The following is a 17,305-nucleotide window of genomic DNA, read 5'->3' as shown; positions in this document are numbered from 1 at the left end:
CTCCGCCCTACATCAAAGAAGACCGCCCCGAAGGGCGGCCTGCGGCTTAGTAACCCATGTTCTTTTTCTTGTCTAACTCGGCCTGCGCGTCAGCAGGTAAAAAGAGTTTTGATTCGGTTCTGATAATTTTGGGTGGCAGGGTGCCGTCTTTTTTGAATTTTTCCAGCGCGTCAAAGGCCGGGCCGGCCATATCTGGCGTCAGCTCGACGTTAGCGTTGGCTTCCCCGGCCAGCATCGCTTTGTAGATATCCGGCACACCATCGATCGATCCGGTCAGAATATCTTTGCCCGGTTTCAGACCGGCTTCTTTGATCGCCTGAATGGCCCCGATGGCCATATCGTCGTTATGGGCATAAACCATGCAGATATTTTTGCCGTTGTTCTCGGCCTTGATGAAACTTTCCATGACTTCTTTCCCTTTACTGCGGGTAAAGTCGCCAGACTGAGAGCGAATCACTTTAATATTCGGGTGGCCACTGATCGCTTCAGCAAAGCCTTTTTTACGATCGATGGCGACGCTCGCGCCGACCGTGCCTTGCAGCTCTACGACATTACATTTTTTATCGCCGACGGTTTTTACCAGCCAGTCACCAATCAGCTTGCCTTCCAGAACATTATCGGCGGTGACAACGGCCTGATACAGCGAGTTATCTTTTACGACGATGGCGCGGTCCAGCAGGTATACCGGGATTTTGGCATCTTTGGCTTCTTCTAATACCGGCTCCCAGCCCGTCTGCACAACAGGCGCAATAAAGATGGCGTCCACGCCCTGCGCGATAAAGGAGCGCACGGCTTTAATCTGATTCTCTTGTTTCTGTTGACCATCGGCGATCTTTAAATTAATGCCGCGTTTTTTGGCTTCGCTTTTCGCGACATTGGTTTCAGCCGAACGCCAGCCGGATTCTGAGCCTACCTGTGAGAATCCCACTGTCATTTCCGCCGCTAACACTGAGCCACTTAATGCGGCGCTGACCATTGTCGTCAGGAGTAAACGTTTCCACATAGTTTTTCTTCCTCTGAAGGGCGTTTGCTGTACAGGGTAAAGTGCCTGTGTAGCCTGACGTAAAAAAGGGCAGATTAGGGCGACACGCCTCACAAAACTGAGCGATTTAAAGGGGTTACGTTGATTGACGGAATGCTCTCAGCGCGGGCTTATGGACAAAACGCCTGTGTCTTTTTTCAACTTACGTTAAATAAATGTAATAAACAGAATCGCTTAAGTGTGACACTGCTGAAAACGATTACAGCCAGGCGTACAGAATGAGCCATCCCGTTTTCAGCCCCGGGAAAAGTCTGTTTTGTGATTTCCAGCACACACAGAAATCCCCTGTCTCCGGCATGAAACGATTCCGCTGACCGCACTGGCCTGAGGTTTATCCTGGTTATTTTGTTATCCGGCCCTGAATCGCAGTTATACACAATCGATTCGTACATAAAAGCAGATAAAAAGTGACTTGTGACTCAGAAATGATTCTTTTAGGTTGGGTCTGGATGCACCGCTTTACAGCGACAGGATTATGGCGACGATTCAAAACCTGATAAAATTCACCTTTAGCGAGCTATGCCCCACGTTTGTCTGATTTTTGCTTTTTTTCATCCGCGGAACTGGACAGCGTTAAGCGGCTCCCTATACTTGGCCTTCTTTCTTATTGATTCGTTATGACAAAAATGACTGCGCACGATTACCTGTTAAAATTTCGCAAAGTGAATAACCTTGAAAGTCTTGAAAAACTGTATGACCATCTGAATTATTCGCTGTCGGACGACAAAGACATTATCAATATGTACCGGGCAGCCGACCATCGTCGTGCCGAACTCGCATCGGGTGGCCGCTTGTTCGACCTGGGCTGCGTACCAAAGTCAGTCTGGCGCTACGTGGTGTAATCCCGCGCATCTCCCCTGTTCCCGCCCTCCTGTTTTCACTGTTGGTTTGCGTCTGTCTTAACATGCTATTCTGACCCGCTGACTACGTTGAAACAGGATGAACCGCAAATGACGACCCCGATGACAGCCCCACGTATTGGCGGCTGGCTTTTACTGCCACTGGCATGGTTGCTGATGACGCTGCTGACCACCGCGCTGGTGATGGCCATGTATCTGACGCCACTGTTTGATGCGCAATGGCGCGAAACCTTGTTTAACCACCGTTCGCTGGTGACGGGCTATTGGGCCATTTCATTATTGACCGCCACCGCATTGTGGGCTTACAGCATGTGGGTTGTGTGGATGTTCTTTAAACGTTCGCACCGTCTGCCGCGTCACTATATCGTGTGGTTGCTGATCACCGTTTTGCTGGCGCTGAAAACCTTTGCCTTTACGCCGGTGTCTGATGCACGCGCGTTGCAGACTTTGCTACTCTCACTGGCCGCCGCCGCCGTTTTTGTTCCCTATTTCAAACGTTCCGCGCGGGTAAAAGCGACATTTACTCAGCGATAACGCTGCTGTTTTCGTCAAGAGTTTAATTCTGAGTGCGGTTGGCGGCTGACAATAATGCGATGGAGTTGTGATGCAGCGCTTTATCAATGATAATAAGCCGCTTTCTGGTATTCAGGCGAAAAAATGACCGATTATCTTCTCCTTTTTGTTGGCACAGTGCTGGTGAACAACTTCGTGTTGGTGAAGTTTCTCGGCCTTTGCCCGTTTATGGGCGTTTCCAAAAAGCTGGAAACGGCCATTGGCATGGGCCTCGCCACCACGTTTGTGATTACGCTGGCCTCCATTTGCGCGTGGCTGGTGAATCACCTCATTCTGGTTCCGCTGGACTTAGTGTATCTGCGGACCATGGCTTATATCCTGGTGATCGCGGTTGTCGTTCAGTTCACCGAAATGGTGGTGCGCAAAACCAGCCCATCGCTGTATCGCCTGCTGGGTATTTTCCTGCCGTTGATCACGACAAACTGTGCGGTACTGGGCGTCCCCCTGTTGAGCGTTAACCTCAATCACACCTTTCTTCAGGCGGCGCTGTATGGATTCAGCGCCTCGCTGGGCTTCTCGCTGGTGATGGTGTTATTTGCCGGGATGCGTGAGCGTCTGGTGCTGGCGAATGTCCCGGCCCCCTTCAAAGGGAATTCTATTGCGTTGATCACCGCGGGGCTGATGGCACTGGCCTTTATGGGCTTTACAGGTCTGGTGAAATTCTGATGAGTGCAATTTGGATAGCGGTGGCGGTACTGAGCGCCCTGAGCCTGGTCTTTGGTGCCCTGCTGGGTTACGCGTCACGCCGCTTTGAAGTCGAAGAAGATCCCATTGTTGAGCAGATTGACGCCGTGCTGCCGCAGAGCCAGTGCGGTCAGTGTGGTTACCCCGGCTGTCGCCCCTATGCTGACGCCGTGGGCAACAATGGCGAAGCCATTAACAAATGCGCGCCCGGTGGTGAGCAGACCATGCTTAAGCTGGCCGCCCTGCTCAATGTTGAGCCACAACCGATCGATGGCGATGACGAGGCTAAAGCGCCCGTGCGTACCGTCGCGTGGATTGACGAAGAAAACTGTATTGGCTGCACAAAGTGCATTCAGGCCTGCCCGGTTGATGCCATCGTCGGTGCCACGCGCGCCATGCATACCGTGCTGAGCGATGTCTGCACCGGCTGCGATCTGTGTGTTGCCCCCTGTCCTACCGACTGCATTGAAATGCGTCCGGTTGCCACCACCACGGCCAACTGGAAGTGGGATCTGAATACCATTCCTGTTCGGGTGATCCCGGTAGAGAGTCATGCTTAATCTGCTTAATTTCTTTAAAAAAGAGAAGATCTGGGATTTTCAGGGCGGGATTCATCCGCCTGAGATGAAAACCCAGTCCAACGGCACGCCGCTCGCTGAATTGCCGCTGCCGCACCGGTTTATCATTCCCCTGAAGCAACATATTGGCCACGAAGGCGAAATTTGCGTTTCCCCTGGCGATAAGGTGCTGCGCGGCCAGCCGCTTACGTTTGGACAGGGCAGAATGCTGCCTGTACATGCGCCCACGTCGGGCGTCATTGACGCTATCGCTCAGCACATGACAGCGCACCCGTCTGGCCTGTCAGAGCTGTGTATTTTTCTGACGCCTGACGGTGACGATCGCTGGATGCCGCTCTCCCCGCTTCCGGACTACCGTCAGCATGAACGCAGCGCCATTCTTAAACGCATACATGATGCCGGCATCGCCGGTCTGGGCGGCGCGGGCTTCCCGACGGCCACCAAACTGAAAGGCGGCCTGCAGGGCGTCAACACGCTGATCATTAACGCGGCTGAGTGCGAACCTTACATCACCGCTGACGATCGTCTGATGCAGGACTACGCCGCCGAGGTGATGGAAGGATGCCGCATTCTGGCCTGGGTGCTTCAGGCGGAGCGCGTGCTGATTGGTATCGAAGATAACAAACCCGAGGCTATCGCCGCCCTGAAGCAGGCGTTGGGTGGTGAGCGGGATTTACAGATCCGCGTTATCCCGACGAAATATCCGTCCGGCGGCGCTAAGCAGCTGACCAAAATACTCACCGGCATGGAAGTGCCGCATGGTGGTCGCTCTACGGATATTGGCGTGCTGATGCAAAACGTCGGTACGGCATGGGCCGTGAAGCGCGCCATTATCAATGGCGAACCGATCACCGAGCGCGTGGTGACACTCACCGGTGAAGCCATCGCGCAACCCCGGAACGTGTGGAGCCGCTTAGGGACGCCAATCAGCCACCTGTTGCACCAGGTCGGTTTTCACCCTTCACCAGGACAAATGGTCATTATGGGCGGCCCGCTGATGGGCTTTACCCTGCCGTCGCTGGATGTGCCGGTCGTGAAGATCACCAACTGTATTCTGGCCCCGTCCGGCACTGAGATGGGCAACACGCAACAGGAACAGTCCTGCATTCGTTGCTCTGCCTGTGCTGACGCCTGTCCGGCCAACCTGCTGCCACAGCAGCTGTACTGGTATAGCCAGGGGGGCGATCACGATAAAGCCCGTGCCCATCACATTGATGACTGCATTGAATGTGGTGCGTGCGCCTACGTCTGCCCGAGTAACATTCCGCTGGTGCAGTACTATCGTCAGGAAAAAGCTGAGCTGCGCGCCATCGACCTGGAAGCCAAACGCACGCTGGAAGCGAAAGCGCGTTTTGAGGCACGCCAGGCACGACTGGAGCGGGAAAAGCAGGCGCGTGAAGCACGTCATGCTGAAGCCAAACAGCGCGTAGCCCGCAGCGAAAGCGGAGAGCTGGCTGCGGCAAAAGCCCGCGCCAGAGCGAAACAATCTGCTGAGAATGAAGATGCCGCTGCCGAGGCACGTCATGCGCAGGCCCGGTTACGGCAGGCTGAGGCACAGGCGGAAACTCAGGCGCTGAGTCGTCAGACGACCGATCCACGCAAGGCTGCGGTTGAAGCGGCAATTGCGCGTGCCAGAGCGAAGAAACCGGTGACGCCTGACAGCGCGGACACGACTGAAACGGCGGTGGCGGATCCACGTAAAGCCGCGGTGACCGCCGCCATCGAACGTGCCAGAGCGAAGAAAGCCGCCCAGACGGCGGCTGACGCTGAGGCTGCCGACACCGCATCCGACGATCCGCGCAAAGCCGCGGTGGCCGCTGCCGTCGAACGAGCCAAAGCGAAGAAAGCCGCTCAGGCGGCGGCTGACGCTGAGGCGGCCGACACCGCATCCGACGATCCGCGCAAAGCTGCGGTAGCCGCTGCCGTCGAACGAGCCAAAGCGAAGAAAGCCGCCCAGGCGGCGGCTGACGCTGAGGCTGCCGACACCGCATCCGACGATCCGCGTAAAGCCGCGGTAGCCGCTGCCGTCGAACGAGCCAAAGCGAAGAAAGCCGCTCAGGCGGCTGACGCTGAGACGGCCGACACCGCATCCGACGATCCGCGCAAAGCCGCGGTAGCCGCTGCCGTCGAACGAGCCAAAGCGAAGAAAGCCGCCCAGGCGGCGGCTGACGCTGAGGCGGCCGACACCGCATCTGAAGATCCACGTAAAGCTGCGGTAGCCGCCGCCATTGAACGTGCCAAAGCGAAGAAAGCCGCCCAGGCGGCGGCTGACGCTGAGGCTACCGACACCGCATCTGAAGATCCACGTAAAGCTGCGGTAGCCGCCGCCATTGAACGTGCCAAAGCGAAAAAGCGCGCTGCCGCACAGGCGCAGGCAGAAGACGCGTCCCGTGAGGCGGCTGTCGCGGCGGCCGAAGCGCACAGGGACGTTGAGCAGGCAGAGAGGGCGCAGGAGCAGGCTAATCATGCCAATGCCGAAGCCGAAGAGGCACCTGAACTCGATCACCCCGCCGATGCGCGTAAAGCCGCGATTGCGGCGGCTGTCGCCCGTGCCAAAGCGCGTAAAGCGCAATCGACATTGACACCTGAGGATTAAATGGCGTTCCGTATCGCAAGTTCACCTTATACTCATAACCGCCGCAGTACCGGCAACATCATGATGCTGGTTATCCTGGCGGCGCTGCCTGGTTTTGCCGCGCAGTGCTACTTTTTTGGCGTGGGAACCTTATTGCAGGTTGTGTTGGCCTCGCTGACAGCGTTGCTGACAGAAGCGGCTATCCTGCGCCTGCGTAACACACCGGTCGCCCCTCAACTGGCCGACAACTCCGCCCTGCTGACGGCAATTCTGCTGGGGATCAGCATCCCGTCTCTGGCCCCCTGGTGGTTAGTGGTGGTCGGTACGGTATTTGCGATTGTTATTGCCAAACAGTTGTACGGTGGCCTGGGACAAAACCCCTTCAACCCGGCCATGGTCGGCTATGTCGTTCTTCTGATCTCATTTCCGGTTCAGATGACCAGCTGGATGCCGCCAGAAGCCTTACAGGTTATTAAACCCGGCGTGCTGGACTCGCTGAGCATGATCTTTACGGGTCATACGCTGGCGGGCGATACGTTACAGCAACTGCAGTTGGGCGTGGACGGTGTCAGCCAGGCTACACCGCTGGATACCTTTAAAACCGGCTTGCGTGCAGGCCACAGTGCAGAGCAACTGTTAGCCCAGCCCATTTACAGCGGCGTTCTGGCCGGTCTGGGCTGGCAATGGGTCAACGTGGGTTACCTGCTTGGCGGGGTATTCCTGCTGTGGAAAAACACCATTCGCTGGCATATTCCGGCCGCGATGTTGCTGTCGCTGACCGTCTGCGCCACGCTTGGTTGGTTACTGGCTCCCGCCTCGCTGAACAGTCCGCTGATTCATCTGTTTTCCGGGGCGACGATGCTGGGCGCATTTTTTATCGCCACCGATCCGGTTACCGCCTCCACCACTGACCGTGGTCGTCTGATTTATGGTGCCCTTATTGGTCTGCTGGTATGGCTCATTCGAAGTTTTGGCGGTTATCCGGACGGCGTTGCTTTCGCCGTTCTGCTGGCTAATATATGCGTACCGCTGATTGACTATTACACGCAGCCGCGCGTTTACGGTCATCAAAAGGATTAAATGATGCTGGACACCATACGCAAGAATGGCGTGACCCTGGCTCTCTTTGCCGCGATCACCACCGGCGTCACTGCTGTTGTAAATACCGTGACCAAACCCACCGTCGAGCACCAGACGCAGTTACAGCAAAAAAATCTGCTGGATCAGGTGGTGCCGACCGACATGTACGATAACCACATTCAGCAGGAATGTTACGTTGTCACTGATGCGGCGCTGGGTAATGCCAGTCCTCATCATCTTTATCTGGCGCGAAAAGGCAACGAACCTGTGGCCGCCGCACTGGAAACCACCGCCCCGGATGGCTATTCTGGCGCGATTCAGATGCTGGTCGGCGCGGATTTTCACGGTAAGGTACTCGGCGTGCGGGTGATTGAGCACCATGAAACGCCGGGCCTGGGGGACAAAATCGAGTTACGGATTTCTGACTGGATCAACAGTTTTAATGGCAAAGTGGTAACCGGGCCGAATGACAAAGCGTTTGCCGTCAAAAAAGATGGCGGCGAATTCGACCAGTTTACCGGTGCCACCATTACCCCGCGCGCCGTCGTGAATGCCACCAAACGTACGGCATTGTTAATTGAATCCCTGAAAGGGAAACTCTCTTCGTTACCCGAATGTGGAGACGCCAATGAGTGAAGCGAAAAACCTGCTGGTCGGCGGGCTGTGGAAAAATAACTCGGCGCTGGTGCAGCTGCTGGGCCTGTGCCCTTTGCTGGCGGTGACCGCCACGGCCACCAATGCTCTGGGGCTGGGGCTTGCCACGACGCTGGTGCTGACCCTGACAAACAGTTTTATTTCGGCCTCGCGTCGTTGGGTGCCTTCTGAGATCCGTATTCCTATCTACGTGATGATCATCGCCTCTGTCGTAAGCTGCGTGCAGATGCTGATTAACGCTTACGCCTACGGTCTGTATCAGTCACTCGGTATTTTTATTCCGCTGATCGTGACCAACTGCATCGTAGTGGGCCGGGCTGAAGCCGTGGCCTCGAAAAGCAGTATTCCCCTTGCCGCACTGGATGGCTTTGCTATCGGTATGGGCGCCACCTGTGCAATGGTGGTACTGGGATCGATCCGTGAAATCATCGGCAGCGGCACATTGTTTAACGGTGCGGATCAGTTACTGGGTCCCTGGGCTAAAGTGTTGCGTATTGACGTGATTCATTTTAACTCGCCAATGCTGCTGGCAATGCTCCCGCCGGGTGCCTTTATCGGTCTGGGCATGATGCTGGCGGGGAAATATGTGATCGATCAGAAAATGAAGCAGCGCGCAGCGCGTCGCGTAGAAGACGCGGCGCTTGATGCGCCGCAGGGCAACACGGGAAAAGCCGTGTGAACCAGACGAAACGCATTGAGATTCTCAGTCGTCTGCAGCAGGCCAACCCTCACCCTACGACCGAGCTGCAGTTCACCTCGCCGTTTGAACTGCTGATTGCGGTTCTGCTGTCGGCTCAGGCGACGGACGTGAGCGTTAACAAGGCTACTGCAAAGCTGTACCCGGTGGCGAATACACCTGCTGCGATGCTGGCGCTGGGCGTGGACGGCGTGAAGGAGTACATCAAAACGATCGGCCTGTTCAACAGTAAAGCCGAGAACGTGATTAAGACCTGCCGTATTTTACTGGACCAGCACGGCGGTCAGGTGCCTGAAGATCGCGCCGCGCTCGAAGCCTTACCTGGCGTCGGCCGTAAAACGGCTAACGTGGTGCTGAATACGGCTTTTGGCTGGCCGACGATTGCGGTGGATACGCACATTTTCCGCGTCTGCAACCGGACGAATTTTGCGCCGGGTAAGAACGTCGAGCAGGTCGAAGAGAAACTGTTAAAAGTCGTGCCGAAGGCGTTTAAAGTCGACTGCCATCACTGGCTGATTCTGCACGGGCGTTACACCTGCGTGGCGCGCAAACCGCGTTGCGGGTCCTGCCTGATTGAAGACCTGTGTGAATATCCCGATAAGGTCGAATAAGCCCGGATAACAGCCTGGGACTGGTCACAGGCTGTTTTACTGTTCAGCGCTGACGCTGCGCCAGCGCCGCCCGCATCCAGGCCATCACCAGCGGCGAATCCTTATCCTGTAATGCCGCCCGTTCGGACTGGAATAAGGTGGCGACATAGAAAGGATGATCGGTCAGTTCAATGCCGCGCACATCGCCGTTCAGATCCCAGGACGTGATCCGCATGTTTTTACCCTGCAGCGCCGCACTGAAAGCCGGGTTCACGCCAAAATTGCAATGATAACCTTCATCACTGGTCAGCGCACCGTAGGCGCTGGCCATACGCGAGCCGGGTGCAAACGTGACCTCCCCTCGCTGTTCGACCAGTGAGCAGCTTAGCGGCGCAATCACCATCCGACCGGTTTCGCTGGTTTCGGCATGACTGGCATCTTCCCAGCCCAATACGTGGCGGGCATAGTCGATAACCGCATACTGAAACCCGCCACAGGAGCCGAGAAAGGGCTTACCGTTTTCCCGTACCCAACGCAGCATGCTAAACACGCCGTCATCGTTTTTATAGGGGCTGCCGGGCACCAGCCAGACGGCATCATGCTGCGTAACGGCGGACAGATCATCTAAATCCGGGGTGGGAATCCAGTCAGGCTCAATCGGGATGGCAAGGTGCGCCGCGGCGCGCGCCAGCGCCAGGGGAATGGATTGATGCGAAACAGCGTCCGGGCGGTAGTCACCCACTAAGGCGAGACGTAAAGATAACGACATAGCAACATCCTTGTATCGTGTTTCAGGCAGAGTAAGTTGAGTCTGCCTGTACATGCATTGACCCAGGACAGAGTAGGCCGGCAACATCCTCAGGCTGTCAGGCCCGTTGATAAGATAAATGCCGCTCTGTCCTGATTTCAGTCCAGACCGAAGGGTATCTTTGGCCCCGCACCGCGGTGAGCCTGAATTTTGCAAGGTTGGTCAGTACTGACACCATGAGGATATGACATGACTGTTTATCTCGGAATTGATATTGCCAGTAAGAAATTTGATGCTGCGTTACTTTGCAATGATAGTTACCGGTGTAAGGCATTTGCCAATTCAGTGGCGGGTTTTACAGCACTTCTGAAATGGGCCGGTGAGGGTGACTTTTCAGAGATCCACGCATGCATGGAAGCCACCGGTGATTACGGAACTGCTCTTGCTACGTTTCTGTATGAAAAAAAGATAAAAGTCAGTATGGTAAACCCCTCGCGCATAAAAGGTTATGGTATGGCGGAGCTGTCCCGTACAAAAACAGATAAAAGTGATTCAAAGCTGATTGCGCGTTTCTGCAGAGCAACTATTCCGGCTCAGTGGCTGCCTGTACCGCAGCCGGTCAGGACACTACAGGCTCTGGTACGCCGGATGAATGCGCTGAAAGGCATGCTGCGAATGGAATCTAACCGTACTGATAACGCCGATGCCAGCATTCAGCCTTCACTCCTGAGGATTGCCAGTCAGTTGAAAGAGGAGATTGAAATAATCCGGCAGGAAATTAAAAAACATATCAGTAGTAATGCTGAGCTGAAAAGGCAGGAGGCATTAATAAGTTCAATACCGGGCATCGGGAGCGTTACAGGTGCCGTAATTTTGTCTTTTATGGCAGATAAACAGTTCAGTAAGGCTAAGGAAGTTGCGGCCTTTCTGGGGCTTAACCCACGTCACCATCAGTCCGGCAGCTCGGTGAGGGGCAAATCAAGGATGTCAAAAACAGGAAACGCATATCTGCGAAGCACAATGTATATGCCCGCTCTGGTTGCACTGAAGCATAACCCGGATATCCGGGCATTCGGCCACCGTCTCCGGCTTGCCGGAAAGCCCGGGATACTTATCGTCGGTGCAGCAATGCGCAAACTCATACACATTATTTTTGGTGTACTGCGTTCGGGCACGGTTTACGTGCCTCAGACAACCGGAGGACCTGCCTGCGAGTAACTGTATAAATACATAAAAAAGCATTTTATCAGAACATGATGCGCTAATCCGGCCCGGCCTGTTGCGGAAGCTGGAGACAAACCTGTTATCTCATGAAAGATAAACCGGACATTTTTACATCTTGCCTTTATCTGGTTTGTGCCAGAAGCTGACGGACTAAAATCAGTCTGGTATTTTTATCATTGCTATCGTTCATTCAATACAGGAGTAAGCGAGTGAAAACAGACTGGCACGGTTCTTCTTTAACTCGTAACACTGTTGTAGATAAAAATTACAAAAACACCCAAAACGTTCGTCGTTTCATGATTGATGAATGTGGACCAGATTTTAGATTTGATCGTGCTTTTATGGCCTGGATTCGAAACGATATCCCTAAAAATTTAGGTGATGTGGTGGACGAGTGGAAACGCAGACATTCCCTTTAAAAGTTACCCAACTGGTTGCCCTCAGCTTAAATTTCGTAGTGCTAATGTCCGCTCCGTGCCAGAAGCGGACGATTCTTACTTAACAACTTATGAAGGTAAACATGGCAATAAAAGAATGCGCAGAAATTCATAGAGAACTGTGGTACACACAGAAACTAGGAGTAGCACAGGGGTATGGCCCATCTCCGCGGGATCGTGAATTGCTGGTTGTACTTGCTCAAAAACTCGGTATACCAAACGAGGAATTTATTAGTTCCGACGAGAGTAAAAAAATCACAGCTCAGAAGTATCTGATAGCTATGCTTGAGACAATGGAACCACTTTCTCAAATGTTCCAAGATATTTGGATATATTGCGAACGCACATTGATTAGAACTTCAAAGAACGCGCTCGATATTGAATGGAATTTTAATATTAATGGAGAGTTGATAATAATAGATTTTGAATCATTCAGGAAATATAAAAACCTGTTAAATAACACTTTTGATAAAGATAAGTTTAACAAAATCTGCAATGAATTTGCTTCTGTTTGCTGTAAAGATAATGTTAGTAAAGGTTTTTCTATAAATGCCCCGATGCCGCCAAAACCAAAAGGTGCAGACCCAACAAGTGTTGCATCGAGAATTCATGATATGTGTAAGCGTGTCAAAGAAGAAGGCTTAATTCAAGATGGATACTTTGGAGCTACAGACGCAATCCCCTATCTGTCTGCAATACTGAATAAAAATCTCTGGCGACAAGAAGACTTTGCAGAATTAAGACCATTAGTAAATGAATTTTATAACCGTATAGAGCTAGAAGATATTCTGTCTTTACCATTCTGGAAATTCCGCTGGCAAATTTACGAACTGTGGTGTTTGATAGTTACCCTTCAACTCTTTGAGTCTCGTGGATTTACACTAGCTCAGTCTTCTGACGGCGCTTCCTTGCTTGAACTGGGGACAAAAGTAGTGGTTGCGGAAAAAAATTCAAAACCAATAGGGCAGATTATTTACCAACCTACATATATCAGCACGTCAGGAAAAAATGTTCATCCTGACATTGTGGTTGTTCAGGGACACACTGATGCTCTCACACCGAATATTGTTCGTGCAATAGTTGAATGCAAACAGCGTAAGATGGGCAATGAGGAGTTTCTATTCTCTCACAAGAGACATTTCGATGGTGTTGCTGAAGCTTATAATGATGCCATCGGCCCCAATGGTCAGTTGGTGCTGTTAAATTACGATGAGGTTAAATTTACCAGAAGCTATACACTTCTTGATAATTTTAAACCACAAAATATCTCCCCCCTACGAGAGTCACTTACCTCAATACTGAATGAGTTTTCTGCGGTAGAAGAACCGCGTCAAATTGTGCTTGTGGTTGATGGCTCACAAAGTATGTTACAGACATCCGTTAAATCTGAGGAATATATTAAAGGTCTTCATAAAACTCTGGGTGCATTAAACGAGGTGATATGGCTAAGAGGGAATGTCGTTCATGTCGAAAAAATAGATGATTTTGACTACAGATCATTCTATGGCTCCGAACACTTGAGTCTATTCTTGGATGGAATAGCTAAAGCAAATAGTTGTGGATCAAATGTTAGTGTTCATCTTATTACTGATCTTGAACCACATTCTGAAATATTGGGTGAAGTACGGAAAGTAGTCCCCAAGCTACATATACATTATATGACGTGAGTTAAAGTGACGAGAGTTGAGTGAGTGTGCTGCGTCAGCTTTTCGCTCAAAGCAGACCTTCACTTTCCCTGTCCTTCGAAAATGGCCCTTTTAATCCCGATCTCCGCTTGCAAGTTAAGAGGGTATCTTTTTAGGAAATAAAGAGGCTACGTGAGTGCGCGTGCGCTGTCGAGCAGGTGAGCGCATTTTTGCTGGTTTTTTACGCCTGTTAATTAAGGGCCGGACGCATTATTTCCTGATGAAACCATTTTTCTTCTGCTGAAATAACAGCGAATAATGTGAGTTTAATCAACTTTATTGCGCACCCGACGTCGTTTTGCGTCATAATATGCAGATTATTTCAGCAAAACGACGTCAAAAGCCGCATTTCCGGCGCTTTATTCTGGTGAAAGATCACTTTTCAAAGCAAAGCTCTACGCAACCGCCGTTTAGTGGTTAATGTCATTATTGACGATCTTAAAAGCTCCACGCAGGTATTTTGAACCAATAAAAAACCTGAAAACATGACAAAATTTCAATCAGTAATATTTATTTAGGTTTTAACACCATATTGACCCTGTCTGGCAGAAGGTAGAAAACGCTTGCCCTGCCGCCTTTATTCAGCCAAATTAGTCGCCGTTTTTCCCATCTAATAAAAATCTGGCCCATGGTGTGATCACATGGCGCGGACGGAATGCCTGTCACGACGCAGGATATGAAATAACAGAGGTACAAGTGTCAACTGCAAACAAACACACCGACGAGGCCGTCAGCCTTAATGCTTTTAAACAGCCCAAAGCGTTTTACCTGATCTTTTCAATCGAATTATGGGAACGTTTTGGCTACTACGGCCTGCAGGCCATTATGGCCGTCTATCTGGTTCGACAGCTGGGCATGTCGGAGTCCGACTCCATTACCCTGTTCTCGTCCTTTAGCGCACTGGTTTATGGTCTGGTCGCTATCGGCGGCTGGCTGGGCGATAAAGTGTTGGGCACCAAACGCGTTATCGTGCTGGGTGTACTGGTGCTGGCCATCGGCTACGCGCTTGTCGCCTTCTCCGGTCATAATGTCAGCGTCGTCTATATCGGTATGGCGACTATTGCGGTGGGCAGCGGCTTGTTTAAAGCGAACCCCTCTTCCCTGCTTTCCACCTGCTACGAGAAAGACGATCCGCGCATTGATGGCGCCTTTACCATGTTCTACATGTCCATCAACATCGGCTCACTGTTTTCAATGATGCTGACGCCGTGGTTAGCCGAAAAATATGGCTATAACGTGGCGTTTTCGCTGTCGGTGATCGGCCTGGTCATCACGCTGCTTAACTTCCTGTTCTGTAAGCGCCTGGTGAAAGACTTTGGTTCCAAACCGGACTTTGCCCCACTCCAGTTCGGCAAACTGCTGATGACGCTGGCAGGTATTGTGGTGTTGATCGCCCTGGCTAACTGGATGCTGCACCATCAGGCCATTGCCCGTATTCTGCTGGGCCTGATTGCGCTGGGCATTATGGTGATCTTTGCCAAAGAAGCCTTCGCACTGAAGGGCGCGGCACGTCGCCGTATGATTGTCGCTTTCCTGCTGATGGTCGAAGCCATCGTCTTCTTCGTGCTGTACATGCAGATGCCTACGTCGCTGAACTTCTTTGCGATTCGTAACGTTGAGCACACCCTTTTTGGCATTACCTTTGCGCCAGAGCAGTTCCAGGCGCTGAACCCGTTCTGGATTATGCTGGCCAGCCCCATTCTGGCAGCCGTGTATAACAAGCTGGGCGACAAGCTGCCGATGCCGCACAAGTTCGCTATCGGCATGGTGCTGTGTTCTGCCGCGTTCCTGGTATTGCCTGTCGGCGCGAAATTTGCCAGCGATGCCGGTATCGTGTCCCTGAACTGGCTCATTCTCAGCTATGGCCTGCAAAGTATCGGCGAACTGATGATTTCGGGACTGGGCCTGGCGATGGTGGCACAGCTGGTTCCACAGCGCCTGATGGGCTTTATCATGGGCTCATGGTTCCTGACCACCGCGGGTGCTGCCGTCATTGCCGGTAAAGTGGCCAACCTGATGGCGGTGCCTGAAAACGTTACCGATCCGCTGATTTCGCTGGTCACGTACGGCAAAGTGTTCCAGCAGATCGGGATTGCCACCGCCGTCATCGCTGTGCTGATGCTGGTGACGGCCCCGCTGCTGAACCGTATGACGCAGACGACGGAAGCGGAAAAAGCCTGAGTGCGATTTTGACACGCAGCAAAAACCGGGCCTTGCCCGGTTTTTTTGTTTTTGTCGCCGATCGGTTCCTGGTAGATTACTCATGCTAATAACTGGTAATTCTGCCACAGGGGATTACTATGCAAACACGACTCGCAACATGGTGGCTTCATGATGAAACTGTTTTGTAAAGCTGGTGCCTGTTCTCTTTCACCCCATATTGTTCTGCGTGAATGTGGTCTGGATTTCACTCAGGTAAATGTTGACCTGCAAACCAAGCTCACCGAGCGGGGGGATGATTTTCGTCAAATCAACCCCAAGGGTCAGGTACCGGCGCTGCAACTAAGTGAGGGTAATGTCCTGACCGAAGGCGCGGCGATTGTGCAGTACCTGGCCGATCTCAAGCCCGATCGTCATCTTCTGGCCCCCGTCGGCAGCCTGACGCGTTATCACACCATTGAGTGGCTCGGCTACATCAGCAGTGAGTTACATAAGAGTTTTTCACCGCTGTTCCGCAACGATGCGCCCGACGAGTACAAAGCGCTGGTGCGCCGTCAGCTGGAGGCAAAATTTGCCTGGGTAAACGGTGAACTGCAGGACAAGCCGTGGCTGATGGGCGTGCATTTCAGCGTTGCGGATGCTTATCTGTATGTGGTGACGCGCTGGGCGAAAGCGCTGAACCTGGATGTCAGCGCGTTGAACCACCTGCAACAGTGGTTTGCGCGCGTTGAAGAACGGCCATCGGTTCAGGCCGCGCTAAAAGCGGAAGGCCTTATCTGACACGATCAGGGCCGTTACCGGCCCTTTTTTTACAGCTTCTCTGCCGGAAAATAGTGCGTTGGCCGGGCAATAGCGTCCTGCGCGGCAACCAACTGCAGCTCATATTCCCCCATCTCATGCGTTTTCAGCATCACTTCATAGACGGCGGCCGTGACGTGCTCCAGCGCCGCCTGCAGCGACTGTCCGTGCAGCAGATCGACCAGCAATAAGCCGCTGGTTAAATCGCCCACGCCTACAGGCTGGCGAACGCCAAAGTCCACCAGCGGACGGCTGATGTGCCAGGCTTCGTCGGCGGTGACCAGCAGCATTTCAAAGCGATCGCTGCGGCGTCCTGCCCGTGCCAGATGCTTAATCAGCACCACTTTTGGCCCCTGCGTGATCAGCAGGCGGGCAGCCTCAACGGCGGATTCGACACTGGTTACCGTGCGTTCGCTGAGCATTTCCAGCTCCAGCAGATTTGGCGCGATGATATCGCTGGCCGGTAGCGCCATTTTGCAGTGAAACTCCGCCACGCCCGGTGCCACAATGCAGCCCTTTTCCGGATGCCCCATGACCGGATCGCAAAAATACCAGGCCTCGGGGTTGGCGGCTTTTACCTGATGCACGATGTCCAGAATCTTTTCGCCCTGTTCGGCCGATCCCAGATAGCCGCTTAACACCGCATCACAGGTTTTCAGGCGGTCGATATCGGCGATGCCTTTGACGATGTCGGTGAGATGCGACGCCGGCATGACGGTGCCGGTCCAGTGCCCATACTGCGTATGATTGGAAAACTGCACGGTATTCAGCGGCCAGACGTTCACGCCCATACGGCGCATCGGGAACTCTGCCGCCGCATTGCCTGCATGACCAAACACCACGTGCGACTGAATTGCTAAAACGTTTTTCACTTTTTTACCCTGTCGTGCCTTGCCATAAAAAAGGGCCGGAAACCGGCC

General features: G+C 53.0%; 17 protein-coding genes. 14 read left to right on the top strand and 3 right to left on the bottom strand.

Going from position 1 to position 17,305, the window contains the following annotated elements:
* Positions 1 to 46: 46 nt before the first annotated feature.
* The gene (ytfQ, locus tag C7434_RS05080) at positions 47 to 1,003 is read right to left on the bottom strand and encodes a galactofuranose ABC transporter, galactofuranose-binding protein YtfQ (RefSeq protein ID WP_033741249.1); all 957 of its coding nucleotides are present in this window, start codon (positions 1,001 to 1,003) and stop codon (positions 47 to 49) included.
* Positions 1,004 to 1,668: 665 nt separating this feature from the next.
* Between ytfQ and ydgT the strand changes: the two genes are divergently transcribed.
* From ydgT to nth, 9 genes are all read left to right on the top strand, one after another.
* Entirely contained in the window at positions 1,669 to 1,884 is a 216-nt protein-coding gene (gene ydgT, locus C7434_RS05075) for a transcription modulator YdgT (protein WP_033741248.1), read from the top strand.
* Positions 1,885 to 1,992: 108 nt separating this feature from the next.
* Positions 1,993 to 2,436 carry a DUF2569 domain-containing protein gene (locus C7434_RS05070; RefSeq protein ID WP_033741245.1) on the top strand — a complete coding sequence of 148 codons (444 nt, stop codon included), beginning with the start codon at positions 1,993 to 1,995 and terminating at the stop codon, positions 2,434 to 2,436.
* 123 nt (positions 2,437 to 2,559) lie between these two features.
* A complete protein-coding gene (gene rsxA / locus C7434_RS05065) occupies positions 2,560 to 3,141 on the top strand; it encodes an electron transport complex subunit RsxA (RefSeq protein WP_013025663.1) in 582 nt (193 codons plus the stop codon).
* Complete coding sequence (gene rsxB, locus C7434_RS05060; RefSeq protein ID WP_033741239.1) at positions 3,141 to 3,719, top strand: electron transport complex subunit RsxB; 579 nt, start codon at positions 3,141 to 3,143, stop codon at positions 3,717 to 3,719. Before rsxA ends, rsxB begins: the two co-directional genes overlap by 1 nt.
* Entirely contained in the window at positions 3,712 to 6,333 is a 2,622-nt protein-coding gene (rsxC, locus tag C7434_RS05055; protein WP_033741237.1) for an electron transport complex subunit RsxC, read from the top strand. The genes rsxB and rsxC overlap by 8 nt, the downstream gene beginning before the upstream one ends.
* Positions 6,334 to 7,392 carry an electron transport complex subunit RsxD gene (gene rsxD / locus C7434_RS05050; RefSeq protein ID WP_006119020.1) on the top strand — a complete coding sequence of 353 codons (1,059 nt, stop codon included), beginning with the start codon at positions 6,334 to 6,336 and terminating at the stop codon, positions 7,390 to 7,392.
* Positions 7,393 to 7,395: 3 nt separating this feature from the next.
* Entirely contained in the window at positions 7,396 to 8,028 is a 633-nt protein-coding gene (rsxG, locus tag C7434_RS05045) for an electron transport complex subunit RsxG (protein WP_006119019.1), read from the top strand.
* Complete coding sequence (locus C7434_RS05040; RefSeq protein WP_033741234.1) at positions 8,021 to 8,725, top strand: electron transport complex subunit E; 705 nt, start codon at positions 8,021 to 8,023, stop codon at positions 8,723 to 8,725. Before rsxG ends, C7434_RS05040 begins: the two co-directional genes overlap by 8 nt.
* Complete coding sequence (nth, locus tag C7434_RS05035; RefSeq protein WP_006119017.1) at positions 8,722 to 9,354, top strand: endonuclease III; 633 nt, start codon at positions 8,722 to 8,724, stop codon at positions 9,352 to 9,354. Before C7434_RS05040 ends, nth begins: the two co-directional genes overlap by 4 nt.
* Before the next feature lie 43 nt (positions 9,355 to 9,397).
* Here the strand turns inward: nth and C7434_RS05030 are convergent, their stop codons facing one another.
* A complete protein-coding gene (locus C7434_RS05030; protein WP_006119016.1) occupies positions 9,398 to 10,102 on the bottom strand; it encodes a CTP synthase in 705 nt (234 codons plus the stop codon).
* 228 nt (positions 10,103 to 10,330) lie between these two features.
* Between C7434_RS05030 and C7434_RS05025 the strand changes: the two genes are divergently transcribed.
* The 5 genes from C7434_RS05025 (at position 10,331) to gstA (ending at position 16,367) form a co-directional block, all read left to right on the top strand.
* Complete coding sequence (locus tag C7434_RS05025) at positions 10,331 to 11,299, top strand: IS110 family transposase (RefSeq protein ID WP_033741231.1); 969 nt, start codon at positions 10,331 to 10,333, stop codon at positions 11,297 to 11,299.
* 215 nt (positions 11,300 to 11,514) lie between these two features.
* Complete coding sequence (locus C7434_RS05020; protein ID WP_033741228.1) at positions 11,515 to 11,724, top strand: DUF6434 domain-containing protein; 210 nt, start codon at positions 11,515 to 11,517, stop codon at positions 11,722 to 11,724.
* 101 nt (positions 11,725 to 11,825) lie between these two features.
* On the top strand, positions 11,826 to 13,409 hold the full coding sequence (locus tag C7434_RS05015; RefSeq protein WP_133745203.1) for a hypothetical protein: 1,584 nt from the start codon (positions 11,826 to 11,828) through the stop codon (positions 13,407 to 13,409).
* 714 nt (positions 13,410 to 14,123) lie between these two features.
* Positions 14,124 to 15,608, top strand: coding sequence for a dipeptide/tripeptide permease DtpA (gene dtpA, locus C7434_RS05010; protein WP_033741223.1), 1,485 nt, complete (start codon positions 14,124 to 14,126; stop codon positions 15,606 to 15,608).
* A 153-nt stretch (positions 15,609 to 15,761) separates the two neighbouring features.
* Entirely contained in the window at positions 15,762 to 16,367 is a 606-nt protein-coding gene (gene gstA, locus C7434_RS05005; RefSeq protein ID WP_174250611.1) for a glutathione transferase GstA, read from the top strand.
* A gap of 29 nt (positions 16,368 to 16,396) precedes the next feature.
* Here gstA and pdxY read toward each other — a convergent pair whose 3' ends face one another.
* Positions 16,397 to 17,257 carry a pyridoxal kinase PdxY gene (gene pdxY / locus C7434_RS05000; protein WP_006119013.1) on the bottom strand — a complete coding sequence of 287 codons (861 nt, stop codon included), beginning with the start codon at positions 17,255 to 17,257 and terminating at the stop codon, positions 16,397 to 16,399.
* Positions 17,258 to 17,305: the final 48 nt, after the last annotated feature.

Source organism: Pantoea sp. PNA 14-12 (assembly GCF_004364735.1).
Taxonomy (GTDB): Bacteria; Pseudomonadota; Gammaproteobacteria; order Enterobacterales; family Enterobacteriaceae; genus Pantoea; species Pantoea stewartii.
This window is presented reverse-complemented; position numbering and strand designations above follow the sequence as displayed.

Bases quoted from the DNA above. Each gene is read 5' to 3' on its own strand.
- ytfQ (WP_033741249.1), bottom strand. From the start codon at position 1,003: ATGTGGAAACGTTTACTCCTGACGACAATGGTCAGCGCCGCATTAAGT.
- ydgT (WP_033741248.1), top strand. From the start codon at position 1,669: ATGACTGCGCACGATTACCTGTTAAAATTTCGCAAAGTGAATAACCTT.
- C7434_RS05070 (WP_033741245.1), top strand. From the start codon at position 1,993: ATGACGACCCCGATGACAGCCCCACGTATTGGCGGCTGGCTTTTACTG.
- rsxA (WP_013025663.1), top strand. From the start codon at position 2,560: ATGACCGATTATCTTCTCCTTTTTGTTGGCACAGTGCTGGTGAACAAC.
- rsxB (WP_033741239.1), top strand. From the start codon at position 3,141: ATGAGTGCAATTTGGATAGCGGTGGCGGTACTGAGCGCCCTGAGCCTG.
- rsxC (WP_033741237.1), top strand. From the start codon at position 3,712: ATGCTTAATCTGCTTAATTTCTTTAAAAAAGAGAAGATCTGGGATTTT.
- rsxD (WP_006119020.1), top strand. From the start codon at position 6,334: ATGGCGTTCCGTATCGCAAGTTCACCTTATACTCATAACCGCCGCAGT.
- rsxG (WP_006119019.1), top strand. From the start codon at position 7,396: ATGCTGGACACCATACGCAAGAATGGCGTGACCCTGGCTCTCTTTGCC.
- C7434_RS05040 (WP_033741234.1), top strand. From the start codon at position 8,021: ATGAGTGAAGCGAAAAACCTGCTGGTCGGCGGGCTGTGGAAAAATAAC.
- C7434_RS05030 (WP_006119016.1), bottom strand. From the start codon at position 10,102: ATGTCGTTATCTTTACGTCTCGCCTTAGTGGGTGACTACCGCCCGGAC.
- C7434_RS05025 (WP_033741231.1), top strand. From the start codon at position 10,331: ATGACTGTTTATCTCGGAATTGATATTGCCAGTAAGAAATTTGATGCT.
- C7434_RS05015 (WP_133745203.1), top strand. From the start codon at position 11,826: ATGGCAATAAAAGAATGCGCAGAAATTCATAGAGAACTGTGGTACACA.
- gstA (WP_174250611.1), top strand. From the start codon at position 15,762: ATGAAACTGTTTTGTAAAGCTGGTGCCTGTTCTCTTTCACCCCATATT.